Genomic DNA, 26184 nt, shown 5'->3' with positions numbered 1-26184 from the left:
AACCGTCACTCCGGCAAACGAGCCAATCGTGTGACGGTCACATCGGCCTCAGGCGTTCACCGGGCCGGCGGGTGCTGCCTCTCCGCCGGCCGGCACCACCAACCGGCCGCCCGTCCACGGCGGGACCGCCGAGAGGCCCGAGGCCGGCGAGGGGCGTCACCGCGGCACCGTCTCGGGCGGGGGCGCCTCAGGGCGATCCTTCCGGCCCCTCGTTCCCCGAGCTCAACTCCTCGGCGCGCAGGGCCAGATCCTGCAGCACATCGGCGGATGTCACGTCCTGCTGACCGGAGTCGTGGATCTGTGCGAGGGCGATGAACGCCAGGGTGAAGGCGCCGACCAGCTGCTCGACGGCGCCGCCGACCTCACGCCCCACCAGGGCCGCCATCTCCTCGACCGTGGCGTCGGCGGGGATGGCGATGTGCGGCATCGTCTCGTTGAGAAGCGTCGTCACCATGTTCCCGCCCGCGTCCGGGTCGCCACCGTCGTCCTCCTCGGCATGGCGCTGCATCTCGCCCGCCTCCGTGAGGATGCCGATCACTCGCTTGAGGACTTCGCTCTGCTCCATACGGCGAGCATAAGCGCCGGGCGTGCGCACCCGATCATGCTCGGCTGGTGCGGCCATCGAGGAGCGCCCCGGGGGCGTGCGCGGCCGGACGCTCGCCGGCCGGGACCTCGCGAGGCGCCGGGACGGGCGAACTGTCCCGCCGGGGCCGTGAGAGGCTGCTCCTCCAGGTCCGGAGCGCTGGGCGGGGCCCGATCGGCACCATCGCGTTCCACCCGGTGTTTCACGTACTGAGAAAAAGCCCGGGCGGGAGTCGGAGTGGCCGGGGGTGAGGGGAGCGACATGGCTGAGCGTGGCAGACGGACTGTGCGCGACCTGCGGCGGGGCAACCGGGCGCGGGTGCTGCAACGCTTGTACTTCGACGGCCCGCTGAGCCGCCAGGAGCTCGGGCCGGTGACAGGGCTGAGTTCGGGATCCATCAGCAACGTGGTCGGTGAACTGGCCGCGGAGGGGCTGGTGGAGGAGGCCGGTGTGGTCGAATCAGACGGGGGCCGCCCCCGCACCTTGCTGCGGATCGCTCCCGCCGGAGGCCTGTTCGTGGGCGTCGACATCGGGGAGACCCGGGTCCGTGTCGAGCTCTTCGACCTGTCGCTGGAGGAACTGGCCCGCACGGACCGTCTGCTGGCCCAGCACGGGTACGACGTCGATCGCATCGTCGGTCACGTCCGGTCCGGCGTACGAGACGTCCTGCGTGACGCCGGAGCCGATCCCCGCTCCCTTCTGGGCATCGGGATCGGCGTCCCCGGCATCATCGAGCGCGACGCCCCGGAGGCCGCGGGCGGACCCGGCGCCGTCGTGCACGGCCAGACCATCGGGTGGAGCGCCGTCCCCTTCGAGAAGCTCCTCCGTGAGGCCGTCGACGTGCCCCCGGAGGTGCCTTTCTTCGTCGACAACGGGGCCAGGACGCTGGGGCAGGCCGAGATGTGGTTCGGTGGCGGCCGGGGCGCCGGCGCGGCCGCGGTCGCACTGATCGGATCCGGCGTGGGAGCGAGCGTCAACCGCGGCGACGCCTTCGAGGAGGACCTCTCGAACACCGGTCTCGAATGGGGGCACACCACGGTGCAGATCCGCGGCCGTCGGTGCCGTTGCGGCTCCATCGGGTGCCTGGAGGCGTACGCCGGCGCCGAGGCGATGCGGGAGCGCTGGCAGGAGGCGGGCGGGCCCCTTCCGGCGGACGCCGACGACGAGACCGCGCTGGCCGCCCTGATCGAGGCGGCCCGCCCGGAGGCCGGCGGGACCCCTGACCCGGTGGCCTCCGCGATCCTGGACGAGACGGCCGAATTCCTGGGCGCGGCGCTGGCCGACCTCGTCAACCTCTTCCTGCCCGAACGCGTCGTCCTCGGGGGCTGGGCCGGGCTGCTGATCGGCCCTCACCTCCTCCCGGACATCCGACGCCACGTCCAGGAGTACGCCCTCGAGCACGCGGTCACCCGCACCACGATCGATCTGGGCCACCTCGGTCCGGACGCCGTCACGGTCGGCGCCGCCACACTGCCGCTGGCGGACTTCCTGTCGCGCGGTGGATCCCGTCCCGCACCGGCCCCCGCCCCCGAGCCCGTCAAGGCGGCGGACCGCGTGACGGCGAACCGGGGCCGGGACATGGTGCGCTGAGCACGGGTTCGTCCGCGCGGCTTCGCCGGCGCGGACGAGGGGTCCCGCCGGAACCTCAGCCGGAGCTCTCCGCGCGGGAGCCGATCGGCGGCGCGTGGATGTCGGCAGCCGGCGCGACGGCCCCTCCGGCCGCCCGGGCCCTCCGGGGCGAACTCCGGCGGGCCGGGGTGGTGAGCACGCCGAGGCAGGCGACGACGAGGGCGACGCCCGTCCATCCGGTGGCCGGCAGGTGTTCGCCGACGATCAGGACGGCGAGCACGGCCGCGACGGCCGGTTCGAGCAGCGACAGGGTCGTCGCGGTGCTCGCCGGTACGCGGGCCAGACCCCAGCCGAAGAGGACGTACCCGGCGAACATGGGGACCACGGCCATGTAGAGACCGACCGCCGCGTTGGACCACGAAGCGGTGAGCGGCGCGCCGGTGAGCGCGAGAACGGGCAGGAGCAGCAGGACCCTCGGCCGCATCCTCCTGTCCGCCCGTAGGACGCGCACCGGGACGCCCGCCAGGGCCCTGCCCTCGGCGCGGCGGACCCGGTGGCAGCCGGGACGGGCCCGGACCCGCGGCCATGGAACCGCGACGTTCGGCGCCGCGGCCTCGCCCTGTCACGCCGTCGGGCCCCGGTCGCGTGGCCGTCGGAGCTGCCGCGTCGTGACCGTGGCGGGTGCGCGCCCGGCGGGCGCTCCGGCTCCGGACCTGTTCCCGTGCCCCGGCAGCGTTTTTCGCGCCTTCGGGCAACGGCGTAGCGGAATCAGGGGCCGACGTCTCCCAGGGGGTGGCGTCACGACCGGGTGAAGGTCATGTGCGTGACGCCACCGGGGGTGGTCACCGACTCGACCCGGAAGCGCTTCTCGATTCCCTCGAGTCCGTCCCACAGGCGCTCGCCGCGGCCCAGGACGATCGGGACGACGGCGATGTGCAACTGATCGACGAGGTCCTCGGCGAGGAACTCGCGGACCGTGGTCGGGCCCCCGCCGATCCTCACGTCCAGGTCGCCCGCGGCCTCACGCGCCAGGGCGAGAGCCTCCTGAGGTGTGGCGTCGATGAAGTGGAACGTGGTGCCGCCCTCCATCTCCACCGACGGGCGGGGGTGGTGGGTGAGGACGAACACCGGAGTGTGGAAGGGCGGGTTGGGGCCCCACCAGCCGACCCAGTCGTCGCTCTCCCAGGGGCCGCGCTGAGGGCCGAACTTGTTCCGCCCCATGATCTCCGCCCCGATACCGGCATCCCAGGTGCCGGCCACCGCGTCGTCGACGCCGCGACTCCCGCCCGGCTTGCCCAGCATGTTCTGGAAGGTCCGGGTCGGGAAGAACCACTCGTGGAGCCGCTCGCCGGCGTGGCCGAACGGGGCGTCGAGACTCTGCCCGTCGCCGGTGGCGAATCCGTCGATCGAGACGGAGAAGTTGTGGACTCTCACCTGGGACATTGCACGGGCTCCTGTCGTCGATGCGAGGTGCAGGTGTTCGTGAGGTGCGATCACCGGCCGCGGACGAGCTTAGACTCGGTCGCCTCCAGGAGGACGGCGGCCCGCCGCTCCTGGCAGGACCTCACGGACGGACTCCGCGAGGCGCATCCGGGCGTGCCCCGTCCGGACTCCGACCACCCCGAGCCTCCGAATTCCTGTGGGTCGCCTACGAGACGGCGCTCGCGCAGGACCGTCCCGTCCGGCCGGGCCGGCTCACGTCGTCACGCCCGGCCCTCGTCCCGCATCCCCGGAAGACCGCCACCGCGGGCGATGCGGACCACCGACGTGCTCGGCCGCGTGACGCTCGTCGAGGCGGCCGGCGCGCCCACCGGCCGGTCCGCCGCGCGGCGGGGGACTCAGGCCGAATCCCGGACCACCAGCACCGGCTCGAAGACCACCGAGGTCACCGGCCGGTCAGGTGCGGACAGCCGGTCCAGCAGGAGGCCGGTCATCTCCGCGGCCATCTGCTCCACCGGCTGCCGGACCGTGGTGAGCGGCGGCCGGCAGGTGGTGGCCGCGCTGCTGTCGTCGAAGCCGACCACGGCCACATCGAGCGGCACCCGCCTGCCGTGCTCCCTGAGCACATGGCAGGCGCCCGTCGCCATCAGGTCGTTGCCCGCGAACACGCCGTCCAGGTCAGGGTGTTCACGCAGCAGGCGCTCCATGGCCGCCTCGCCGCTCTCCTGGGTGAACTGCCCCTCGACGACCGGGACGTCATGGTGCCCATGGCGGGCCAGCGTCGAAGTGAACCCCTCGAGCCGGTCCTGTCCGGCGGGTATACCGAGAGGGCCGCTGATCGTGACGATCCGTCGGCAGCCGCGCGCCAGAAGGTGTTCCGCCGCGAGCCCGGCCCCGTCCCGGTGCGCGAGGTCGACATAGCTGATCCGTGCAGGCCGGGTGGGCCGCGCGTACAGGACGGCGGGCAGACCGGCGCCGACCACCATCCCCGGCAGGGGGTCCCGCGCGTGGGTGGACACGATCAGCGCGCCGTCGGCGGTCCCCTGGCGCAGGTACTCCACCACGTCCTCCCGCGCCCGCGACGACTCGGCGAACATCAGGACCGGGTGCATGCCGCGCGGCCGGAGGTAGTTGACGACCCCGGTCATCACCCGGCCGAAGAAGGGGTCGGCGAGTACCTGCGCGGTGAACGCGCCGTCCTCCGCCGGGCCTTCTCCGCCCGGTTCGACACCTGTCCCCGACACCACCAGCGCCACGGAGTCCGTCCGCCGGGTGACCAGCGAACGGGCTGCCCTGTTGGGCGTGTAGCCGGTCTCCGAGACGGCACGCCGGACGACCTCCTGGATCGCGGGGTCGACGTTGCGCACTCCGTTGACGACGCGCGAGACCGTCGCGCGTGAGACGCCAGCGGCCCGGGCCACGTCCTCCAGGGTGGGCGGGCCGGTCGGGCGAAGAGCATCCGTCATGAGCGCATTTATAGCACCGGGACATTACGGTGGAGCGCTCTCCATCAGCTGCCGCAGCACACCCGCGCCGGAGTGAGCGGGGGAGGTGCGCCGGTGCACGGAGGGGGCGCACACAGTCTGTTCACTTGTCACCACCCTTGGTGCACACATAAGTTGGCCGCTTGCGACGTGTCCTACAGTCAGTGGGGGAGCCTGATCATGGCCGCGAACGGACGGCACCGCAGATACCAGCCCAGCAGGATCAACCGTGCTTCGCTCACGGTCACGGCGGGAGGCGCGGGACTCGCACTCCCTCTCCTCACGGCGGCCTCGGCCGGAGCCGCCTCGACCGATGTCTGGGAGAAGGTGGCCGCCTGCGAGTCGACCGGCGACTGGCACATCAACACCGGCAACGGCTACTACGGGGGACTGCAGTTCACCCGCTCCACCTGGGCGGCCTACGGCGGCACCGCCTACGCGGCGCGCGCCGATCTGGCGACGAAGGACCAGCAGATCGCCGTCGCGGAGAAGGTGCTCGAAGGGCAGGGCCCCGGCGCCTGGCCGACCTGTTCCGTGAGGGCTGGACTGAAGAAGGGCGGCGACGCGCCCGGGTCGGCGACCGGGGGCGCGGAGGCGTCCGGCACCACGAAGAGGAGCGCCGACGCGCCCGGCCTCACCCCGCAGGCGCAGCGCACCACGCCCGTCGCGAAGGGCGGGACGCCGCAGTCCCGTCCGGTCAGGACGGCCGCCCGTGACGCCGGACCGAAGGCGTCGCCGACGACCGTGCCCGGCAAGCGCGAGGCGTACACCGTCGCACGCGGCGACTCGCTCTCCGGTATCGCCTCCGCGGAGCGGGTCCGCGGCGGCTGGCAGAAGCTCTACGCCGCGAACCGGGCCGTCGTGGGCGCCGACCCCGACCTGATCCTCCCGGGACAGCGGCTGACCCTCGACGTGGCCGGTGCCCCGGTCGCCACCCCGAAGCCCGCGGCCCCCCGCCCCAGGGCCGAGCCGAAGCCGAAGGCCCCGCGGAAGTCCGTCCCGCCGAAGGCGGCGGAGAAGCAGGCCCCGCGCGCCACCACGTCCGACCACAGCGCGAAGCCCGCCGGGAAGGCGTCGAAGCCCCGCAGCGGGCTCACCGCACCCGTGACGGCACGCACCGGCACGCCCTACCACCAGTCGGGCTCCTGGGCGAGCGGATACCACACGGGAGTCGATTTCCCCGTCCCCACCGGCACCTCGGTGAAGGCCGTGAACTCCGGCAAGGTCGTCTCGGCGGGCTGGGCCGGCGCGTACGGCTACGAGATCGTCATCCGGCACGCCGACGGAAGGTACAGCCAGTACGCGCACCTGTCCTCGCTCCACGTGCGCGCGGGCCAGCAGGTCACCGGCGGCCAGCGGATCGCCCGCTCCGGGTCGACCGGTAACAGCACCGGCCCTCACCTGCACTTCGAGATCCGCACCGGCCCCGGCTACGGATCGGACGTCGATCCCCTGGCCTACCTCAGAGCAGGGGGCGTCAGCGTGTGAGAATCTGCCCGGCCCTCTAAGTCGCTGTTGCGTGCCGGCCCGGCGGCAGTCCTCCTGCCGCCGAACTCCACCCTCCCACCGCCGTGGTCGGAGGGCAGCGTCAGCGGCAGGGAAAGCGCCGTCGGCGCCGGAAAGGGGTCCGGGAGCACCGCCGCGCCCTCTCTGGCCGGATCCTTCGCGGGCTTCCTGAGCACCGCGCTGCCGGACCGGTCCTCCTCGGCGGGCCCGCCGGACGCGGCCTCCTGCCCCGTACGCTCCTGAGCGCCCACCCGCTCCGTGGTGAGCAGCACCAGCCCCGCCGCCGCCAGCACGCCGGACGCGAGCGCGAGCGCGGTACCGGTCCATCCGAGGCGGAACTGCTCCCCGAACATGGTGAGCCCGACGGCAGCCGCCACGACCGGGTTGACCACCGTCACCGTCGCCAGCGGTGCCGCCAGCCCCGCCCCCCGGTACGCCGCCTGCGACAGCAGAAGGCCCGCCGCCGCGAGCCCGGCGATCACGAGAAGGACCGGCACCCCGGAGGTCATGACACCCGACGTCAACTCCACCGCCACGGCCTTCGTGAAGACCGAGGCCATCCCGAAGGCGATCCCCGCGCCGGTGGCCAGCACCACGCTGCGCGGCATGGGACGGTGCAGGCTCCTGGCGAGGGCCAGGAGCGCCACCAGGGCCGCGGCTGTCCCCGCCGCGAGAACGAACTGCTCGGGCCCCGCCAGCGAGTGGGACCCGGAACTCCCCGTGAGCGCCAGCAGTCCCGCCAGACCGACCGTCGCCATCACCGCGCCCCGCCACGCGGTCCGCCCGGCGCCCCGGCCCACGAAGAGCGCGGCCATCGGCAGCGCGAAGACGATCGTCAGAGCCCCGAGCGGCTGGACCAGGCTGAGCGGCCCGTAGGCCAGCGCCACCACGTGCAGCACCGCCCCCACACCGTTGAGCCCCACGGCCACCCACCAGACGCCGTTGCGCAGCGGCGCGTACGGCCTGGTGTCACCGGCCGAGGCCACGCGCTCCTGGACGATCGCACCGGCCGCGTAGGCGAGCGCGGAGACCAGTGACAGGAGCACGGAAAGGGCAAGGGAACTCATGCACACCACGATGTCCCGTCGGGGCCGTCTCGTCGTCGTCCCTGAGGCGGCGATTCGGCGTACTGCCCCAGGAGTACGAACATCACTCCTGGGTCCTCCTACCGACGGTAGTCCTTCCCGCCGAGGAGCTCAGAACTTCTTCGCCGGGGGTGCGCGCGCAGGCGCCTCGCCGTGCGCGGGGACCCTGGACGGAGCGCGCTCAGGTACTGAGCGTGAATTCGGCCCGGATACGCTTGCCGACCGGAACCCGCTCGGCCGTCAACCGGTCGCAGAGGGCCACCACGATCTCCATTCCGTGACCACCGAGACGGGCAGGATCGGGGGAGTAGAGCACGGGGAGAGCCGTGCTGCTGTCGTAGACCGTGACACTGATGCGCCGGGCGTCCCCCTCGAGCTCCAGCAGGTAGGGGCCGTGGCTGTAGCGGTCGGCGTTGGTGACGAGCTCGCTGACCGCGAGCATCAGGTCACTGCGGGTGTGCTCTCCGAGGACCGCGAACCACTCCGCCACGAGCCGGGCGAGGAAGTGGTCGGCCAGGGCGCGGGCCTGCGCGATGCATCCGGGCTCACCGTCGAACACCTCGGCGGAGAGCAGAACCTCCGATGACGGCGCGGTTCCCCGGAACGGGTCGTCCGTCCGTGAGGGGGCCTGTTCGTTCATGTGCTCCAGCCAGGGCGCCGCAGGGGAGGTCTTCGACCTCGTTTCTCGCCGTTCGCCTACCCGCGTCGAGAGATCCCACTCCGGGGGATCTCTCCAGATCTTACGCACGCGGGGGCAGCCGGACCACGCTTACGAAGAAGTCGTCGATCTGCCGGACCGCGCCGATGAACTGCTCAAGATCGACGGGCTTGGTGACATAGGCGTTGGCGTGCAGCTTGTAGCTGCGCAGGATGTCCTCCTCGGCCGACGACGTGGTGAGGACCACGACCGGGATCAGCGCCAGTTCCGGATCCGTCTTGATCTTCTCCAGCACCTGACGGCCGTCGTACTTGGGCAGATTGAGGTCCAGGAGCACCAGGTCCGGACGCGGCGCGTCGGGGTACTGCCCCTGGCGGTAGAGGAAGTCGATGGCCTCCTGGCCGTCCCGCACCACGTGCAGGGTGTTGCGGATCTTGTTGTCCTCGAAGGCCTCACGGGTCATCAGTTCGTCGCCGGGGTCGTCCTCGACCAGCAGGACCTCGATGGGTTTGACGATGTCGTTCATGGTGTTACTCCCGGACGGGGGGTGAGCGGGGCGGGTTCGAGCAGTTGCGCCGTGGTGTGTGTGGGGGCCTCGGGCAGGACGGGCAGGGTGAAGTGGATCAGTGTGCCCTCGTCCGGGTCCGGGTCCAGCCAGATCCGGCCACCGTGGAACTCGACGATCTTCCGGCAGAGCGAGAGCCCGATCCCGGTGCCCTCGTACTCGTCACGGGCGTGCAGGCGCTGGAAGATGATGAAGACCTTGTCGGCGAACTCCGGCGCGATCCCGATGCCGTTGTCGGCGACGCTCAGGTGCCAGAACTCACCCTCCTGGACACAGCCGACGGTGATCCGGCACGGCACGTCGTCGCGGCGGAACTTGATCGCGTTCCCGATGAGGTTCTGCCAGACCATCGTCAGGGACGTGGCCTCCCCGAGCAGCTCGGGCAGCGGGTGCTCGCGCACGATTTCGGCGCCGGAGTCCTCGACGGCCAGCGTGAGGTTGGACAGGGCACGGTCCAGCGAGGCGTCCAGATCCACGGTCTTCCAGGCCTGCTGGACCCGGCCCACCCGGGAGAAGGTCAGCAGGTCGTTGATCAGGACCTGCATGCGCTTGGCGCCGTCGACCGCGAAGGCGATGTACTGCAGCCCGCGCTCGTCCAGCTGACCCCCGTACCGCTTCTCCAGCAACTGGCAGAAGGAGGCCACCTTCCGCAGCGGTTCCTGGAGGTCGTGCGAGGCCACGTAGGCGAACTGCTCCAGTTCCGAGTTCGACCGGCGGAGTTCCGTCGTCTGCTCGGCCAGCAGGGTCTCCCGTTCCTGGGAGGCGTCCAGCTCCGCGACGAGGCGGCGGCGCATGTCCTCCGCCGCCGCGGCCACCGCGCTGACGTCAGAGGGGCCGCGGACCTCGATCCGGTTGTCGAAGGAGCCCGCGCGGACCCGGTGGGAGGCCTCCGTGAGCGCGGCCAGCGGCCGGCCGACCACGCGCTGCAGCAGGACGCTGAGCGACACGACAGCCAGTACGAAGCCGACCACCAGGGCGAAGAGCACCTGGTCGCGAGTGGTGCGGGCGTCGTCGAGCTGCTTCCGTACCTGGTCGCGTGCGTCGTCCAGATGGCTCTGCTGGGCGCCGTACAGCGAGCGCAGCGCGTCGAACTCCGCCTTGCTCCTCAGGATGGGTGCCGACGAGGCGCCGGTGGGGCCGCTCGCGCGGACCGCCGCGATCAGCGGTTTCGCCCGCGCGGTCCGCCACTGCGCGGCGGCGGCCGCGATGCGGTCGAGGTCCTGGGCGTAGGGCTGTGTGTCCCCGGTCAGCGAGCGCAGCCGCCTGAGCCGGTCCCGTTCGGACCGCACGCCCTGCTCGTAGGGCTCCAGGAAGGTGGTGTCGCCGGTGAGGGCGAAGCCGCGGACCCCGGTCTCCTGGTCGAGCAGCGAGTTCTGCAGCTGGAAGGAGATCGAGCGCGCGGGCTGGATACGGTCCACGAGTTCGGTGGTCCGGTCGGAGATCCGGGACAGGACGAGCCCGCCGACGACCAGGCATCCGCAGACCACCAGCACGAAGCCCGCCAGGATCAGATGAACCCAGTTCTGCACGGACAGGCGCGCTATCCGGCCGGGCCGTCCGGCGCCGGTCGTTTCCGTACTCAAATGTCCTCCGTACTCACAGATCCGTCTTCCAGCCGACGTGGAGGACGGCGACGTCGTCGGCCAGCCCCCCGAAGGGGGAGGCGCTCTCGGTGGCCTCGGCGACCAGCGCGTCGACGAACGCCCGGGGTTCCAGGGAGCCGTACCGGCCGGCCATGGAGAGCAGACCCTCCTCGCCCAGCCGGGACTTCGGTCCCGTGCGTCCCTCGAACAGGCCGTCCGTGAACAGGACGAGCTCGCTGCCGGGGGACAGCTCCACCTCCGTGACCTTCCACTGGCCGTGACCTGGGAGCAGCCCCAGGGCCATACCGGCGTCCGGCTCCACCCAGTCGACGTCGCCGCCTCGCCGCAAGAGCATTCCGGGATGCCCGGCGCGTACGACCAGGACCCTCTCCCGGTCCGGGGGGAAGACAAGTGTGGTGACCGTCGCGAACACATGGGGATCGGAGCGCTCGGCGACGAGTATCTCCTCCAGCAGGGCGGTCTTCTCGACCTGCGTCACACCGGTCAGTACGGCCGTGCGCCACGCGACCCGCAGACACACGCCGAGGGCCGCCTCCGCGGCGCCGTGCCCGGACACGTCACCGATCACCACGTGCACGGCGCCGTCGGCGGTCTGCACCACGTCGTAGAAGTCGCCGCTGAGCAGTCCGTGCGCGCGGCCTGCCTCGTAGCGGGCGGCCACCCGGAAGGTGTCGTCCCGCAGCAGCGGGATGGGCAGCAGGGCGCGCTCCAGCCGGGCGTTCTCCTGGGCGATCAGCCGGCTCGTCCGGATCGCGGCCGCCGACCGCTCCGCGTGCTTGCGCTGGAGGGCGTAGCGGACCGCGCGGCCCAGTACCTCCGGGTCGATCCGGCCCTTCACCAGGTAGTCCTGGGCACCCTGGGCCACCGCGGACAGACCGGTCTCCGACTCGTCCAGGCCGGTCAGGACGATGACGGCGGCGTCGGGTGCCGACGCGACGAGGCGGCGCACCGCGTCGACGCCGCTCGCGTCGGGCAGGTGCAGATCCAGCAGGACGCACACGGTGGCACGGGAGGAGAGCAGGAACCGCTGGGCCTCGGCCAGCGTCTTGCACCACGTGAGCGGGGCGTCGAGCTCGCTGTCGGTGAGCATCTCCTCGACGAGCATGGCGTCCCCGGCGTCGTCCTCCACGAGGAGGAGAGCGGCGTCGACGTCCCAGACGGAGGTCTCGCCTGCGGCGAGGGCCCGCTGCTGCCCCGGAATCCCACTGAGCCGCTGCATGCGCGCAGAGGTGTCGGACGACGACTCGGCCAACACTCCACCCCCTCCGACGGACGGCTCACCCATGGCCGTTTCGGCAGGAAGCATATGCGACGGAGGCCCGGCGCTCGGCCGGGCCTCCGTGCTTGAACGGGGTGCTGCGGGAGTCAGACCTCCACGCTCATTCCCGCGCGCAGGCGCTGCACGATCCGGCTCAGCAGGCGTGACACGTGCATCTGGGAAACGCCCAGCTCGGCACCGATCTGCGCCTGTGTCATCTCCTGGCCGAAGCGCATCTGGACGATCTTCCGCTCCCGCTCGTCCAGCTGCTTCAGCAGCGGCGCCAGCGTGTGCAGGTTCTCGACGCTCTCCATGCCCGGGTCGTCCTCGCCGAGCAGCTCCGCGTAGGCGCGCTGGTCACTGCCCGACTCGCTGTCCGCGTTCGGTGTGTCCAGGGAGCCCGCCGAGTAGCCGTTGGCGGCGACCAGCCCTTCGATGATCTCCTCCTCGGGGAGATCGAGGTGTGCCGCGAGCTCGGCGACCGTGGGGTCGCGGTCGAGCTTCGACGACAGCAGCTCCTTGGCCTTGGCCAGCTCGACCCGCAGCTCCTGCAGCCGTCGGGGCACGTGCACCGACCAGGTCGTGTCGCGGAAGAACCGCTTGATCTCCCCCACGATGTACGGGACCGCGAAGGTCGCGAACTCGACCTCGCGCGAGAGGTCGAAGCGGTCGATCGCCTTGATCAGGCCGATCGTGCCCACCTGGATGATGTCCTCGGTGTCGTCGCCGCCCCGGTTGCGGAAGCGGGAGGCCGCGAAGCGCACCAGGGAGAGATTCATCTCGATCAGGGTGTTGCGGGCGTACTGGTATTCGTGCGTGCCCTCTTCGAGGGTCTGGAGCCGGTCGAAGAAGAGCTTGGACATGGCCCGCGCGTCCTGCGGGGCGACCTTGCCGGCGTCCTCGATCCAGGGCAGGGCGGCCGTGTCCGAAACCGCGCCCGCATCGTCGCACCGCGTGGGCGCCGTGCCGATCGAATCGGTGGTCCGCACTGACATGGCCGTCATGGTGTCACCCTCCCTGGAGTCAGCTGTAGTGACGGGCGCATGCCCCGACTTCCGGAAGTCATGCCACCCGATCGAGAAATATTCTGCCGGAGTGCCGAACCGGGCCGGGGGAGGCCGTTCGGTGCAACGGAGAGTGGTCGTCCGGGTGGTTCCCGTCACGCTCCCCGGCCCACGCGTGAGTCACGGCTCGTTCCGGGCACCTGTTGTGTTCCGGAGGAACGAGGAGGGCCCATGAGCGACACCGGTACGGCGGCCGGACCGACCGTCACGACCAGGATCCCCGCCCGCCTGGACCGGCTGCCCTGGTCGCGGTGGCACTGGATGATCGTGATCGGCCTGGGCACGGTCTGGATCCTCGACGGACTCGAGGTCACGGTCGTCGGCAACATCGCCAGCCGGCTGTCGGAGGACGGCAGCGGCCTGGCCGTCACCGACGCCCAGGTGACGGGGATCGCCGCCGCCCTGTACGTGGCCGGCGCCTGCTCGGGAGCCCTGTTCTTCGGATGGCTCACCGACCGCTTCGGGCGCAAGAAGCTCTTCCTGATCACGCTCGCCGTCTATCTCGCCGCGACCGCGCTCACCGCGATCTCCTTCTCCGCCTGGTGGTTCTTCCTCTTCCGCTTCCTGACCGGTTTCGGGATCGGAGGCGAGTACGCGGCGATCAACTCGGCCATCGACGAACTGATCCCCAGCAAGTACCGGGGCCGCGTCGACCTGATCATCAACGGCAGCTTCTGGCTGGGGGCCATGGCGGGCTCCCTGCTCTCCGTCCTCGCCCTGGACACGGACATCTTCCCCAAGGACATCGGGTGGAGGCTGACCTTCGCGCTGGGCGTCGTCCTCGGCCTCGTCATCCTGCTGGTACGCCGCCATGTCCCGGAGAGTCCGCGCTGGATGTTCATCCACGGCAAGGACGAGGCCGCGGAGAAACTCGTCGGCGAGGTGGAGCGGGAGGTCGAGCAGGAGACCGGACGCGCCCTGCCGCCCGCCGAGCCGGCGATCACGGTCCGCCAGCGCAGCAGCATCGGGTTCGGCCTGATCGCCCGTACCGTCTTCCGCTCCTATCCCAAGCGCGCCGTGCTCGGCCTGGCCCTCTTCATCGGCCAGGCCTTCCTCTACAACGCCATCACCTTCGGCTTCGGCTCCATCCTGGTGAAGTTCTTCGACGTGTCCAGCGGCGCCACCGGCTACTACTTCGCCGTCATCGCGTTCTGCAACTTCCTGGGGCCGCTCCTCCTCGGCCGGCTCTTCGACACCGTCGGCCGCAAGCCGATGATCGCCGGCACGTACATCGCCTCCGGTGTGCTCCTCTTCGTGACCGCCTGGCTCTTCCAGAACGGCTCCCTGACCGCCGCGACCATGACCGGATGCTGGTGCGTCGTCCTCTTCTTCGCCTCGGCGGGAGCGAGCTCCGCCTATCTCACGGTCAGCGAGATCTTCCCCATGGAGACGAGGGCCATGGCCATCGCCTTCTTCTACGCGGTCGGTACGGCCGCCGGAGGTATCACCGGACCACTGGTCTTCGCGGACCTCACGGAGAGCGGTGTCCCCGGTGACACGGCCCTGGCGTTCTGCATCGGGGCTTCCCTGATGGTGGCCGCGGGGCTGGTCGCGCTCTTCTTCGCGGTATCCGCCGAGCAGAAGTCCCTGGAGGACATCGCGACCCCGCTCTCCGCCCAGGACCGTGAGGACGCCGCCGCGAACTGAGCGACGTCCGAGTCGTGGCAGACTTGACCGGGGCATTCCGCCCGTGCGCGCCTGCCCTCGCCGGCTCCCGGCCGGATCACTCCCCACCCCGAAGCCCGCCAGCGGCATGAGTGACGAGTGACAGAGGAACGGCGATGACGGTGACAGAGGACAGCCAGGAGTTCGCTCCCGGTGCCGACACGTTCGGTCCCGGAATCGACCCGGAACGGCTCGCCGTCTGCCTGAGCGTGCTCGACGAGCTCGACTCGATCGAGGTCGACCACCCGGACGCCATCGCCGTGCGCCGGGCCACCGCCGGCATCTACCGCACGGTCAAGCAGCGCCGCCGCCAGGAGCGCCGCGCCGCCAAGACAGCGCACGACAAGGCCGTGACCGAGGCCACCGCGACCGGCTCCGCCGAGCGCATCGACGACGAGACCCAGGGGGTCCTGCCGTCCTCCTCGGCCACCGCCGAGATCGCCGGCATACTCCAGCGCCCCAGGTCCTGCTACATCTGCAAGACCCGGTACGTCGAGGTGGACGCCTTCTACCACCAGCTCTGCCAGTCCTGCGCCGCGGAGAACCGCGCCCGCCGCGACGCGCGGACCGACCTCACCGGCCGCCGCGCCCTGCTCACCGGCGGCCGCGCCAAGATCGGCATGTACATCGCGCTCAGGCTGCTGAGGGACGGAGCGCACACCACGATCACCACCCGGTTCCCCAACGACGCCATCCGCCGCTTCAAGGCGATGCCGGACAGCGACGAGTGGATCCACCGGCTCAAGATCGTCGGCATCGACCTGCGCGACCCCGCCCAGGTCGTCGCGCTGGCCGACTCCGTCGCGGCCGAGGGGCCGCTCGACATCCTGATCAACAACGCGGCGCAGACCGTCCGCCGGTCCCCGCAGGCCTACAGCGAGCTCGTGACGGCCGAGTCGGCCCCCCTGCCGCCGGGCGAACTGCCCGCCGCCGAGGTGATCGGCACCTTCGGCAGCGGATCCGTCGACCGCGTCGCCGCCCTGCCGGCCGCCCGCAAGGAGGGTGAAGGGCTGAGCGCGCAGGACGTCACGGACCTCGCCCTGGTGACCGGCTCCGCGTCGCCCGCCCGTATCGCCGCGGGCACCGCGATCGACGCCGGGGGGCTGGTTCCCGACCTGCACCACACCAACAGCTGGATCCAGACCGTCGAGGAGGTCGAGCCGATCGAGCTCCTCGAGGTCCAGCTCTGCAACTCCACGGCGCCCTTCATCCTGATCAGCCGGCTGCGTCCGGCGATGGCCGCGACCGAGGCGAAGCACGCCTACGTGGTCAACGTCTCCGCGATGGAGGGCGTGTTCAGCCGCGGCTACAAGGGCGCGGGGCACCCGCACACCAACATGGCCAAGGCCGCGCTGAACATGCTGACCCGCACCAGCGCCCAGGAGATGTTCGAGAAGGACCGCATCCTCATGACCGCCGTCGACACCGGGTGGATCACCGACGAGCGGCCGCACCCCGACAAGATCCGCCTCGCGGAGGAGGGGTTCCACGCACCGCTCGATCTCGTGGACGGGGCGGCGCGGGTCTACGACCCGATCGTGCGCGGAGAAGCGGGCGAGGAGCTCTACGGTTGCTTCCTCAAGGACTACGCGCCGGCAGGGTGGTGACCTCGGGCGTGTGACGCCGCGCCCGGCCACTCGCACCTCACGCGCCACGCCTCTCCACCGGCGCACCGGTGACGGCCCCCTGATCAGGGGGCCGTCACCGTTTTGTTGGCTGAAAGTGACCCAGGCCACACGTTCTGTCGAGCGGGAAGGCGCTCATTTGGTTAGGCTGAGGTGAACGGACGCCACCAAGGGATCCACGAAGCTTCCTCGGCCGTCCCGGGACAGGTCTGTAAGCAGTCCGCCGTCCCGCCCCGTACCGGCGCCACCGCGACCGAACTGTTTCTGCCCCTGCCCCGCAGAGGGTGGCCGACACGGTTCTCACCGCCGCAGCGTCGTCACCACCCGGGGATACGCGACACGAAGGAGTCCGCGGTGACACCTGAAATGACGAAGACCGAGACGCGCCCCGCCGAGCTGTCCGGAGAGCGGGCCCGCAGGCCCGAGAAGCTCCGCAACATCGAGGTCTGGGCCCGGTCGGCACCCATCAGGCTGGCCGGCTACGAGGACGATCTGGCCGAGCCTCATATCCTGCCCGGAATCGACTGACCTTCCGTACCTCCCGGAACGGCGCCACCGGCACCTGCCCCCGCCCTTCGAGGCGGGGGCAGGTGTATTTCCGGCCACCGGCCGGACTCGTCCTCAGGTGAGGTCATCGGTGTTCCGGTCCGGATTCGGGGGCGCCGGCCCGGCCACCGGCCGCATGAAGTCCCGCACGTAGGTCCGGTCCCACCAGTGGCCCGTGGCGCGCAGTTCGCCCGGGTCCGTGAACCGGTAGTGGAAGACCCGGGCCCGGATGTGCGCGGGCGGCCCGTCGGGGAACGGATTGCGGCCCAGGAGCCGCAGGGTGTCCCGGTCGCCCCGCAGCAGCCGCTCGACGAACGGTGCGAACCACGGCCGGGCATACGCGGGCGAGAGCGCCGCGAACCACATCATCCAGTCCAACCGAAGATGGTACGGGGCGAACTGGCGTGGCAGTCTCCCGGGATCGCCGGGCTTTCCCCGGAATCCGTACTCGAGCCAGCGCGTCCCGTCGCTGACCACCACGTCCGCCGTGCCCTCGACGACCACCTCCAGCCGCATGCGGCTGATGCTCCCGAAGGCCCCGTAGGTGTTGACGAGGTGCAGCGGGTCGAAGGAGCGGTTCATCGCCTGCCGGCGGGAGACGAGATTGCGCACGGGGTTACGGCTGAGCAGCAGCACGAGGGCGGTGACGGCCAGGACGACCACTTCGTACCAGAGAGGTGATCCCGGCTGGTCCGGTGGCGGTCCGGTGAGCGGAGACCAGTCGATCACGGACAGGGCGATGACCACCGTGAGCCAGTTCAGCCAGGCGAAGTTTCCCGACAGCACCAGCCAGAGCTGGGTCACGACCATCAGGGCGGCCGCCGCGCTCGCCACCGGCTGAGGGGTGAACAGCAGGAAGGGCAGCACGAGTTGGGTGACATGGTTGGCGGCGGTCTCGACCCGGTGCGCGGGCCGGGGCAGATGGTGGAAGAACCAGCTCAGCGGCCCCGGCATGGGCTGGGTCTCGTGGTGGAAGTCCAGACAGGTCAGCTTCCGCCAGCACTCGTCGCCGCGGATCTTGATCAGTCCGGCGCCGAACTCCACGCGGAACAGCAGCCACCGCAGCAGCCACAGCACCAGCACGGGGGCCGCCGTGTCCTCGTTGCCGAGGAAGACGGCGAGGAACCCCGTCTCCAGGAGGAGGGATTCCCAGCCGAACCCCCACCAGACCTGGCCGACCTGGACGATCGACAGGTAGAGGACCCAGGGAACGGCCCACAGGGCCATGGCCGCTCCCAGCGGCAGGTATGAGTCCGCGCCGGCCAGGAGGGCGAGGGCGACGGCCGCCCCGGTCCAGGCCACGAGGGCGAAGAAGCGGTCGGAGTAGTGGAGCCTGAACAGGCCGGGTGCGGCGCGCCACGAGGAGTGCCGCAGGAGATCGGGCACCGGGAGCATGCCGCGAGTACCGATCAGCGCCCGGAACTGGAGTGCCGCGGCGATGAACGCGACGAGGTAGACGGCGGCGAGACCTCGCTGGAAGACCAGTCTGCTCAGCCAGTAACCGTCCGCTGTGAACCACTGCATCGCCTCCAGTATCCGGCCCGGCCGGGCATCAGGCAGCGCTCACCGTCCGGCGCAGTGCCGCGGTGAGCCGGCGCGCGTACCAGCGCTGGGCGACCGGGACGAGGGGGCCGGCCAGCCGGGTGTACCAGGCGGCGGGGCGCGAGAACGCCGTGACCGTGAACCACACGGTGCCGTCCTCGGAGAGCTCCACCACGAAGCTCTCCTCGCCGCGCTCGGGATGTCCCCGCAGCGTCCCGTAGGCGAAGCCGGTGCGCTCCGCCCCGTAGCAGGCCCACACGATCGCGCAGGGGGCGCTGATCCGGAGACGCCCGATGCCCGCCGAGACCGTGACGGTGACCCCGGCCTCGGCGCGCGCGGCGGAGGCGTCCAGCCCGGCTCCGGCGGCGCGGTGCACGCGCCATTCGGTGACGGCCGAGCCGGCGCGCTCGAACGCGGCGCGGCCCCTGCCGACCGCCGCCCTGTGGTGGAGATGGCTGTATCCGGCGGGGAGGGGGTGAGCCCTGGTGGCCCCTGCTTCGGGGTAGGTCAGTGCGTCCACGCTGTGCTGCCTTCCGGGTCGGAGTCGTTCTGGAGCCTGCGCCGCGCCAGCAGCCCGCAGAGCGCGAAGCCCAGGGCGTTGCCCAGTCCGTGGGTCGCCGCCATCCAGGTCAGGGTCGGGTGGGGGAGTCCGGTGGCCTCGCCGAGCGCCCAGCTGAGCGCGAGCGCCATGGTCACCGCGAGCACACCCGCGGATACGCCGAGCAGGACGCCGGCGGCGTCGGTGCGGCCGGCCGTGCGCATGTCGTCCCAGGTCAGCAGGGCGACCGTCCACATGCCCGCGGTGAGGACCAGGGCGCCTGCCAGCTCGACCCACTCGCCCGTGAACCAGCCGACGAGGACGATCAGGGTCCCGGCAGGCACGCTCAGCGCGGCGAAGCGGCCGGACGGGCGGTCCCCGGCCCGGCACACGAGGCCGGCGACGAGCGCCGCGGCGAAGCCGGCGAAGTGGAAGTGCGCCACGGTCAGGGCGAGGACGCCGAGCCCGAACCCGAAGAGTTCGTGACCCGAGCGCTCGGCCACGAGGGCGAGCGCCGCCACGGCCGGCGCGACGAGTGCGGTGAGCAGGGCGGCCTCCGCCGGATCCGGGCGGCCTCCCCGGGCGAGCCGCCGGGGAGCGTGGCCGGCGAGCACCAGCGTCCCCAGCGCGTAGCAGAGGGCCGACGCGGTGGCGGCGTCACCGCGGGGCAGCCACAGCGACAGGGCACCGGGTGCCGCGAACCACGGCCACATCCGGCGTGTCCGGTCGAGCGCCGGGTCCTCGACGAGTCCGAGCCCGAGAGGGACGACGAGGAGCATCCCCAGTGTCACGATCAGCCCGACCAGCACGGACAAGGCCCCCACCCCCATGTCGCGGCCGCCGATGACGGACCCGACACCGAATTGAACATGTTCAAACCCGACGGAGCGACTCTAGCGAACCTTCTGAACGCGTTCAAGGGTGCCGGTTCGGTCGAGGAATCGGACAAATAATGGCAGAGTGGCGCACATGGACGATCGGGTAGCGGGTGCCCTTTCACTCCCGGACGACTGGCCCGCCCACCCGGACCTCAGCCTCGCCCTGAACCGAATGGGCAGCTTCGACTGGGACCTCGACAGCGGTCTCATGCACATGGACGAGGCCGCCCTCGAGGTATTCGACCTGAGCCCCGACGAGTACGACGGACGCCCGGAGGGGCTCGCCGGGCGGGTCCCCGCCGACGAGGCGGTCCGGCTCGACGGCATGGTCTCGCAGGCGCTCAAGAGCGGGCGGAGCAACTACGGCGCCTACTTCCGCAGGACGGTGCGGGACGGCTCGCTGTGCTGGACCCACACCCAGGGCTTCATCCGCCGGGACGGCAGCGGCAAGCCGCGCCGCATCATCGGGATCATCCGCGACGCCACCCAGGAGCTCGCCGAGTCCACCGCGCGCAGGACCGTGGACGAGGAGCGCCGGCGCCGCACCGGTCTCGTCCAGGGCACCACGGCCGCGCTCGCCCACGCGAGGACGGTCAAGGACGTCACCGAGTTCCTCAAGAGCCCCCGCGGGCTGGCCAACCTGGGCGCCGCCAGCCTCGTCATGGGGCTGCTCGAGTCCGGCCGCATCCACATGGTCGCGGACGGTCCCGAGGGCGCATTCGTCCCGGGCACCCGGTACACACGCGTTGACGACGCCTACCCGATGAGTGAGGTGATCCGCACCCTCACGCCCCGCTTCATCGAGACGCCCGAGGACTTCGAGGCCTCCTACCCCATCCTGTGGCCGCACATCCGGCACCTAGGGATCACCGCGGCCGCCTACCTGCCCCTCATCGCGCAGGCCCGTCCCATCGGCGCACTCGGACTGCTCTACGGGGGCAAGGCGGGTTTCACCCAGGACGAGCGGAACCTGCTGGTGGCCCTCGGCAGTTCCGTCGCGCAGAGCCTCCAGCGGGCCATGCTCTACGAGCAGGAGCACGATCTCGCCGAAGGGCTCCAGCAGGCGATGCTGCCCCGCAGGATCCCCGAGGTGCCCGGCGCCCAGGTCGCCGTGCGCTACCGCTCGGCCCGGCTCGGCCGGGACATCGGAGGGGACTGGTACGACGTCATCCCGCTGCCCGGCGGCAGGACCGGCGCCGTCATCGGCGACGTGCAGGGGCACGACACCCATGCCGCGGCCGTGATGGGCCAGCTGAGGATCGTGCTCCGCGCCTACGCGGCCGAAGGGCACAGTCCGGCCACGGTCATGGCGAGGGCGTCCGTCTTCCTCCACGAGCTCGACACCGACCGCTTCGCGACCTGTACCTACGCCGAGGCCGACCTGACCACCGGCGTGGTCCAGCTCGTCCGGGCGGGACACACCGACCCGGCCCTGCGGGAGGCCGACGGGACCTGCCGCAAACTTCCCGTGGAGGGCGGGCTCCCCCTGGGGCTCTCCGCGGAGTTCGGCCGGCTCGAGTACCCGGTCAGCACGGTCGACCTGGACCCGGGCCAGACGATGATCCTCTACACCGACGGGATGGTGGAGCTGCCCGGCACCGACCTCGACGAAGGGCTGCTGCTCCTCGCCGAGACCGTCCGCGACGGGCCCCAGGACCTCCAGCGCCTGGCCGACCGCCTCTGCGAGGTCGTCGACCAGCGGGGCGGCGAGGACGACATGGCGCTCCTGCTCCTGCGGCGCGACGCGGCCCACGCCCCCCATCCGGGCGGACGGCTGCAGCAGCACGTCGGGCAGAACGACCCCGAGGCCCTGACCTCCGCCCGCCACATGATCCGTGCGGCCGTGCGTGCCTGGGGCGCGAAGGGCAGGGCCGACGAGGTGGAACTCGCCGCGGACGAGCTGATCACCAACGCGCTGATGCACACCGACGGCGGCGCCATCGTCACGATCCGGGTGCTCACGGGGCCGGAACGCCGACTCAGGGTCGATGTCGAGGACCGCTCCAGCGCACTGCCGCGGCGCAGGGACGCCGGCGACTCGGGGGTCTCGGGCCGCGGGCTCATGCTCGTCGACCGGCTGGCCGACATCTGGGGTGTGGAGTCCCGGGGCAACGGCAAATGCGTGTGGTGCGAATTCCTCATCGAGGACCACGGGTAGCGCCGACGCCAGGACGCCGCCAGACTGTAACAGTACGTAACACGTCCATACTTGACCGTAACCGATCAGCGGGATTGACTTCGATTCCGCCGTTCCGCAGTCGAAGACGCGAGGCCCCGTTGAGTACCGAGCTTCTGGCACCTCTTGATCTGGCTTTCTGGCACCTCGAATCCGAAGCCCATCCGATGCACCTCGGCGCCCTCGCCGTCTTCGAGCCGGAGTCCGGCAGGGACCCGCGGGACCTGCTCGACCTGCTGGGTGCCCGCGCCGCGGCCATTCCCCGGCTGCGGATGAAGGTCCGTGACGTCCTGCTGCCCGTCGGCGGCGCCGCCTGGGTCACCGACAAGGACTTCGACGTGCACCGGCATGTCAGGCGAGTGGTGCTCCCCGGCGCCGACTTCATGGCGGAGGCCACCCGGCTCGCCGGTGAGCTCATGGAGCAGCCGCTCGGACGAGGGCTGCCGCCGTGGCAGATGTACCTCCTCGACAGCCCGGGCGAGGGCCCCTTCGCCGTGCTCGTCAAGCTGCACCACGCGCTCGCCGACGGGATGCGGGCCGTGGCCATCGGAGCCGGGATCTTCGACCAGATCGCCTCCGCGGCCGGGGGCCGGAAGGCGCGCCGGCGCGCACCCGTACCGCCCCGCTCCTGGCTTCCCGGCCCGTACGAGGCCGCCGGGATGGCGATGGACCGGCTCGGCGACGTCGGACGGGCCCTGGGGGTCGGTGCGTCGGTGGTGCGCGCCAGCCGCCTCGACCTGCGCGCCGCCTCCCCGCTGTCCGCGCGCTCCAGCGGCACACGCAGGCTGGCCACGGCCGAACTCGACGCGGATACGGTGCAGCTCATCCGGCGCGCCGAGGGCGGGACCGCCAACGACGTCCTGCTCGCCGTGGTCGCCGGTGCGCTGCGGCGCTGGATCCTCGAACGCGGAGAGTCGCTGCCGGGCGCCGATCCCCGCGCCCTGGTCCCCGTCTCCAGGCGACGCCCCGGCGTCCCGGCCGACGGCAACAGGCTGTCCGGATACCTTCTCGGACTGCCGGTGGGTGAGCAGGACCCCAGGGAGCGGCTGCGCCTGGTACGCACGGGAATGGACCGCAACAAGGCCGCCGGACCACTGCGCGGCGCGGGCGCCGTCGCCGTGCTCGCCGATCAACTGCCCGCACTGGCGCACCGGTTCGGCGCGCCCTTGGCGGGCAGTGCGGCCCGGATGCTCTTCGACGTCCTCGTCACGAGCGTTCCGCTGCCGCGCTCCGCCCTCTCGCTCGGCGGCTGCCCGCTGCGTGCCGTCTACCCCATGGCGCCGCTGGCCCGCGGACAGTCGCTCGCCGTCGCCCTGTCCACCTACGGGGGACGCGTACAGGTCGGACTGGTGGCCGACGGAAAGGCGCTGCCCGATCTCGACCGTCTCGCAGCCGCGGTCCACGACGAGCTCCGTGATCTGTGCGCACTCCTGCCCCGGGTGCCCGCGCCCGCCTGAGAGCGGAATCCGGTGCGCACGGTTGACGCACCCCAGAGATCCGATGAATAGTCCCTCACGGACCATCAGGATCACGGGCGGGGGCGGCCAGGACATGCGGCGCAGCAGACTCGGACGGAGCACGGTCGAGATCACCGAGCTCTCCTTCGGGGCGGCGGCCCTCGGCAACCTCTTCACCGAGGTCGACCCGGACCAGGCCGCCGCCACCGTGGCCGCGGCCTACGACGAGGGCATCCGCCACTTCGACACCGCGCCCCACTACGGTCTCGGGCTCTCCGAGCGCCGGCTCGGCGAAGCCCTCAGGGACCGGCCCCGCCACGCGTACACCGTGTCGACGAAGGCGGGACGGCTGCTCGAACCGCTGACCCCGGCTGAGGCCGCCGCCCGCACGGGGCTCTCCGAGGGGTTCGCCGTACCGCACACCCACCGTCGCCGCTGGGACTTCAGCGCGGACGGCATCCGTCGCAGCGTCGAGGGCAGCCTCGAGCGCCTCGGCCTCGACCGCGTCGACGTCGTCCACCTCCACGACCCCGACGACCACGGCGAAGCAGCCTTCCGCGAGGGCTACCCGGCCCTGGAGAAGCTGCGCGCCGAAGGCATGGTCGGTGCCATCGGGGCCGGCATGAACCAGACCGCGATGCTGACCCGCTTCCTCCGCGAGACCGACGTGGACGCCGTCCTCTGCGCCGGCCGCCACACCCTCCTCGACCACGAGGCGCTGGACGAACTGCTGCCGGAGGCCCTCGCCCGGGGACGCGCGGTGGTCGTCGGAGGCGTCTTCAACTCAGGACTGCTCGCCGACCCGCGGCCCGGCGCCAGGTACGACTACCAGGCTGCTCCCGCGCCGCTCCTGGAACGAGCCCTGCGCCTGCGGACCGTCACCGAGCGGCGCGGGGTCCCGCTGAGGGCCGCCGCCCTCCACCACCCCCTCCGTCACCCCGCGGTCGCGGCGGTCCTGGTCGGCGCCCGTTCACCGGAGGAGATACGGGACGCGGCGGCGCAACTGCGCACCCCGGTCCCGGACGCGCTGTGGGACGACCTCCGGGACGAGGGACTGCTGCCGGCCTGACCGCCTCGTCCGGCCCGGCCCCGCCCGTGAAGGATGCCCGGAGCCCGGCGGGAGGTCCGGCCGCACCGGCCGTCCGGCGGAGACTCCGGGGCCGGCGGAGCCCGCTGTCCCGCAGCGGCGCCGCGCGTGTGCGGGTCCCGTGCGGCAGGCTGGGTGCATGCCCGAACTGCCGGAAGTCGAAGCACTGCGTGACTTCCTCGACGGCCATCTGGTCGGCAAGGAGATCGCCCACGTCCTGCCGCTCGCGATCAGCGTCATGAAGACCTACGACCCCCCGCCCGCCGCCCTGGAGGGCGCCACCGTCACCGCCGTGGCACGGCACGGCAAGTTCCTCGACATCGCGGCGGGGGAACTGCACCTGCTCATCCATCTCGCGCGGGCCGGCTGGCTGCGGTGGAAGGACGGCTTCCCCGCGACCCCACCGCGCCCCGGCAAGGGGCCGCTCGCACTGCGTACCGTCCTCACCGGTGGGGACGGATTCGAACTGACCGAGATGGGGACCACCAAGCGGCTCGCCGTGCACCTCGTGCACGACCCGGCGGACGTCGCCGCTGTGGCCCGCCTCGGGCCGGACCCGCTCGCAGCCTCCTTCGACCGGGACGCCTTCGCGATGGTGCTCGGAGCGGAACGGCGACAGATCAAGGGCGCCCTGCGCGACCAGTCGATGATCGCCGGAATCGGGAACGCCTACAGCGACGAGATCCTGCACGTGGCGAAGATGTCACCGTTCAGACTCACCACGAGTCTCGCCGAGAACGACATCACCCATCTGTACGACGCGATGCGCCGCACGCTCCAGGAGGCCGTCGAACGCTCCCGAGGGGTCGCCGCGGGACACCTGAAGGCGGAGAAGAGGAGCGGCATGCGCGTCCACGGCCGCACCGGTGAGTCCTGCCCGGTCTGCGGCGACACCGTGCTCGAGGTGTCCTTCAGCGACTCCTCGCTCCAGTACTGCCCCACCTGCCAGACCGGGGGCAGGCCGCTCGCCGACCGGCGCACGTCCAGATTCCTCAAGTAGCCCGCGGAACCCGGCCCGTCCCTCACGTCTACACTCCGGCCTCATGCTGCGCGTACTCGCCGTCGACGACGAAGAACCCGCCCTGGAGGAGCTGCTCTACCTCCTGCGCGCCGATCCGCGCGTCCGCAGCGCCGAGGGCGCGACCGGCGCCACCGAGGCGCTGCGCCGCATCGGGAGCGCCGTCGACGCGGGCCCCGAGGACCCTGCGGCCATCGACGTCGTCTTCCTGGACATCCACATGGCCGGCCTGACCGGACTCGACGTCGCCCAGCTCCTGGCCGGTTTCGCGGCGCCCCCGCTCATCGTCTTCGTCACCGCCCACGAGGGTTTCGCCGTGCACGCCTTCGACCTCAAGGCCGTCGACTACGTACTCAAACCCGTACGCCGTGAGCGCCTGGCCGAGGCGGTCCGCCGGGTCGCAGAGCTGGTCGGCGAGCGCTCGGCCCCCGTCCACGACGCTGCCGCCGACCAGATCGCCGTGGAACTGGGCGGCGTCATCCGCCTCGTCCCCGTCGAGGAGATCGCGTACGCCGAGGCGCAGGGCGACTACGCCAGGCTCCACACCTCCACCGGCAGCCACCTGGTGCGGATACCGCTCACCGCCCTGGAGGAGCGCTGGCGCTCCAGGGGATTCGTACGCATCCACCGCCGCCACCTCGTCGCCCTCAACCGGATCGACGAACTACGTCTCGACGCCGGCAGCATGAGCGTCCGCATCGGGGATGCGGAGCTCGCGGTGAGCCGCCGCCACACCCGCGCCCTGCGTGATCTGCTGATGCGGCAGACCGGCCGCTGACCAGGCCCTACCGGGGGACGCCCCTTCCCAGCCGGCCTTCCGGCCGCCTACACTCCGG

Annotated in this window: 23 protein-coding genes; 10 read left to right on the top strand and 13 right to left on the bottom strand. The window is 71.7% G+C overall.

The window, feature by feature from the left end:
• Positions 1 to 187: 187 nt before the first annotated feature.
• Complete coding sequence (locus ACFXOA_RS15355) at positions 188 to 565, bottom strand: hypothetical protein (RefSeq protein ID WP_385027373.1); 378 nt, start codon at positions 563 to 565, stop codon at positions 188 to 190.
• A gap of 279 nt (positions 566 to 844) precedes the next feature.
• On the opposite strand from ACFXOA_RS15355, the gene ACFXOA_RS15350 reads away from it, so the two are divergent.
• Positions 845 to 2173 carry an ROK family protein gene (locus ACFXOA_RS15350; protein WP_385027370.1) on the top strand — a complete coding sequence of 443 codons (1329 nt, stop codon included), beginning with the start codon at positions 845 to 847 and terminating at the stop codon, positions 2171 to 2173.
• A 55-nt stretch (positions 2174 to 2228) separates the two neighbouring features.
• Here the strand turns inward: ACFXOA_RS15350 and ACFXOA_RS15345 are convergent, their stop codons facing one another.
• From ACFXOA_RS15345 to ACFXOA_RS15335, 3 genes are all read right to left on the bottom strand, one after another.
• The gene (locus ACFXOA_RS15345; protein WP_385027367.1) at positions 2229 to 2636 is read right to left on the bottom strand and encodes a DMT family transporter; all 408 of its coding nucleotides are present in this window, start codon (positions 2634 to 2636) and stop codon (positions 2229 to 2231) included.
• A gap of 314 nt (positions 2637 to 2950) precedes the next feature.
• Complete coding sequence (locus tag ACFXOA_RS15340; RefSeq protein ID WP_385027364.1) at positions 2951 to 3595, bottom strand: dihydrofolate reductase family protein; 645 nt, start codon at positions 3593 to 3595, stop codon at positions 2951 to 2953.
• 395 nt (positions 3596 to 3990) lie between these two features.
• On the bottom strand, positions 3991 to 5058 hold the full coding sequence (locus ACFXOA_RS15335) for a LacI family DNA-binding transcriptional regulator (protein ID WP_385027361.1): 1068 nt from the start codon (positions 5056 to 5058) through the stop codon (positions 3991 to 3993).
• 198 nt (positions 5059 to 5256) lie between these two features.
• Between ACFXOA_RS15335 and ACFXOA_RS15330 the strand changes: the two genes are divergently transcribed.
• A complete protein-coding gene (locus ACFXOA_RS15330; protein WP_385027357.1) occupies positions 5257 to 6564 on the top strand; it encodes a transglycosylase family protein in 1308 nt (435 codons plus the stop codon).
• On the opposite strand, the gene ACFXOA_RS15325 is transcribed toward ACFXOA_RS15330, so the two are convergent.
• The 6 genes from ACFXOA_RS15325 to ACFXOA_RS15300 form a co-directional block, all read right to left on the bottom strand.
• Positions 6534 to 7649, bottom strand: coding sequence for a DMT family transporter (locus ACFXOA_RS15325; protein WP_385027354.1), 1116 nt, complete (start codon positions 7647 to 7649; stop codon positions 6534 to 6536). The two genes, ACFXOA_RS15330 and ACFXOA_RS15325, sit on opposite strands and share 31 nt — an antisense overlap.
• A gap of 199 nt (positions 7650 to 7848) precedes the next feature.
• Positions 7849 to 8307, bottom strand: coding sequence for an ATP-binding protein (locus ACFXOA_RS15320; RefSeq protein WP_385027351.1), 459 nt, complete (start codon positions 8305 to 8307; stop codon positions 7849 to 7851).
• Between the two features lie 100 nt (positions 8308 to 8407).
• On the bottom strand, positions 8408 to 8851 hold the full coding sequence (locus ACFXOA_RS15315; protein ID WP_385027348.1) for a response regulator: 444 nt from the start codon (positions 8849 to 8851) through the stop codon (positions 8408 to 8410).
• Positions 8848 to 10473, bottom strand: coding sequence for a CHASE3 domain-containing protein (locus ACFXOA_RS15310; protein WP_385027345.1), 1626 nt, complete (start codon positions 10471 to 10473; stop codon positions 8848 to 8850). The genes ACFXOA_RS15315 and ACFXOA_RS15310 overlap by 4 nt, the downstream gene beginning before the upstream one ends.
• 13 nt (positions 10474 to 10486) lie before the next feature.
• The gene (locus tag ACFXOA_RS15305) at positions 10487 to 11713 is read right to left on the bottom strand and encodes a PP2C family protein-serine/threonine phosphatase (RefSeq protein WP_385027342.1); all 1227 of its coding nucleotides are present in this window, start codon (positions 11711 to 11713) and stop codon (positions 10487 to 10489) included.
• A gap of 146 nt (positions 11714 to 11859) precedes the next feature.
• Positions 11860 to 12756, bottom strand: coding sequence for an RNA polymerase sigma factor SigF (locus ACFXOA_RS15300; RefSeq protein WP_385027339.1), 897 nt, complete (start codon positions 12754 to 12756; stop codon positions 11860 to 11862).
• A gap of 231 nt (positions 12757 to 12987) precedes the next feature.
• Between ACFXOA_RS15300 and ACFXOA_RS15295 the strand changes: the two genes are divergently transcribed.
• From ACFXOA_RS15295 to ACFXOA_RS15285, 3 genes are all read left to right on the top strand, one after another.
• On the top strand, positions 12988 to 14463 hold the full coding sequence (locus ACFXOA_RS15295) for an MFS transporter (protein WP_385027336.1): 1476 nt from the start codon (positions 12988 to 12990) through the stop codon (positions 14461 to 14463).
• A gap of 134 nt (positions 14464 to 14597) precedes the next feature.
• Positions 14598 to 16088 carry an SDR family NAD(P)-dependent oxidoreductase gene (locus ACFXOA_RS15290; RefSeq protein WP_385027333.1) on the top strand — a complete coding sequence of 497 codons (1491 nt, stop codon included), beginning with the start codon at positions 14598 to 14600 and terminating at the stop codon, positions 16086 to 16088.
• Positions 16089 to 16460: 372 nt separating this feature from the next.
• Positions 16461 to 16634 carry a hypothetical protein gene (locus ACFXOA_RS15285; protein WP_167359509.1) on the top strand — a complete coding sequence of 58 codons (174 nt, stop codon included), beginning with the start codon at positions 16461 to 16463 and terminating at the stop codon, positions 16632 to 16634.
• A 93-nt stretch (positions 16635 to 16727) separates the two neighbouring features.
• Here ACFXOA_RS15285 and ACFXOA_RS15280 read toward each other — a convergent pair whose 3' ends face one another.
• The 3 genes from ACFXOA_RS15280 to ACFXOA_RS15270 are packed head-to-tail and all read right to left on the bottom strand — an operon-like array spanning position 16728 to position 19547.
• Entirely contained in the window at positions 16728 to 18176 is a 1449-nt protein-coding gene (locus ACFXOA_RS15280; protein WP_385027330.1) for a lipase maturation factor family protein, read from the bottom strand.
• A 28-nt stretch (positions 18177 to 18204) separates the two neighbouring features.
• Positions 18205 to 18714, bottom strand: a complete 510-nt coding sequence (locus tag ACFXOA_RS15275) for a DUF1990 family protein (protein ID WP_385027327.1) — start codon at positions 18712 to 18714, stop codon at positions 18205 to 18207.
• A complete protein-coding gene (locus tag ACFXOA_RS15270; protein ID WP_385027324.1) occupies positions 18702 to 19547 on the bottom strand; it encodes a YndJ family protein in 846 nt (281 codons plus the stop codon). The genes ACFXOA_RS15275 and ACFXOA_RS15270 overlap by 13 nt, the downstream gene beginning before the upstream one ends.
• A 154-nt stretch (positions 19548 to 19701) precedes the next feature.
• On the opposite strand from ACFXOA_RS15270, the gene ACFXOA_RS15265 reads away from it, so the two are divergent.
• The 5 genes from ACFXOA_RS15265 (at position 19702) to ACFXOA_RS15245 (ending at position 26126) form a co-directional block, all read left to right on the top strand.
• A complete protein-coding gene (locus ACFXOA_RS15265) occupies positions 19702 to 21768 on the top strand; it encodes a SpoIIE family protein phosphatase (protein ID WP_385027321.1) in 2067 nt (688 codons plus the stop codon).
• Positions 21769 to 21887: 119 nt separating this feature from the next.
• Complete coding sequence (locus ACFXOA_RS15260; RefSeq protein ID WP_385027318.1) at positions 21888 to 23243, top strand: wax ester/triacylglycerol synthase family O-acyltransferase; 1356 nt, start codon at positions 21888 to 21890, stop codon at positions 23241 to 23243.
• 94 nt (positions 23244 to 23337) lie between these two features.
• Positions 23338 to 24312, top strand: coding sequence for an aldo/keto reductase (locus tag ACFXOA_RS15255; RefSeq protein ID WP_385027511.1), 975 nt, complete (start codon positions 23338 to 23340; stop codon positions 24310 to 24312).
• Positions 24313 to 24469: 157 nt separating this feature from the next.
• Positions 24470 to 25330, top strand: a complete 861-nt coding sequence (locus tag ACFXOA_RS15250; protein WP_385027315.1) for an Fpg/Nei family DNA glycosylase — start codon at positions 24470 to 24472, stop codon at positions 25328 to 25330.
• 43 nt (positions 25331 to 25373) lie between these two features.
• Positions 25374 to 26126, top strand: a complete 753-nt coding sequence (locus ACFXOA_RS15245) for a LytR/AlgR family response regulator transcription factor (RefSeq protein WP_385027312.1) — start codon at positions 25374 to 25376, stop codon at positions 26124 to 26126.
• The last annotated feature ends 58 nt before the right edge of the window (positions 26127 to 26184 follow it).

The organism is Streptomyces sp. NPDC059166, from assembly GCF_042755185.1.
Taxonomy (GTDB): Bacteria; Actinomycetota; Actinomycetes; order Streptomycetales; family Streptomycetaceae; genus Streptomyces.
The sequence above is the reverse complement of the archived record's forward strand: the minus strand, read 5'-3'. Positions and strand labels throughout refer to the sequence as shown.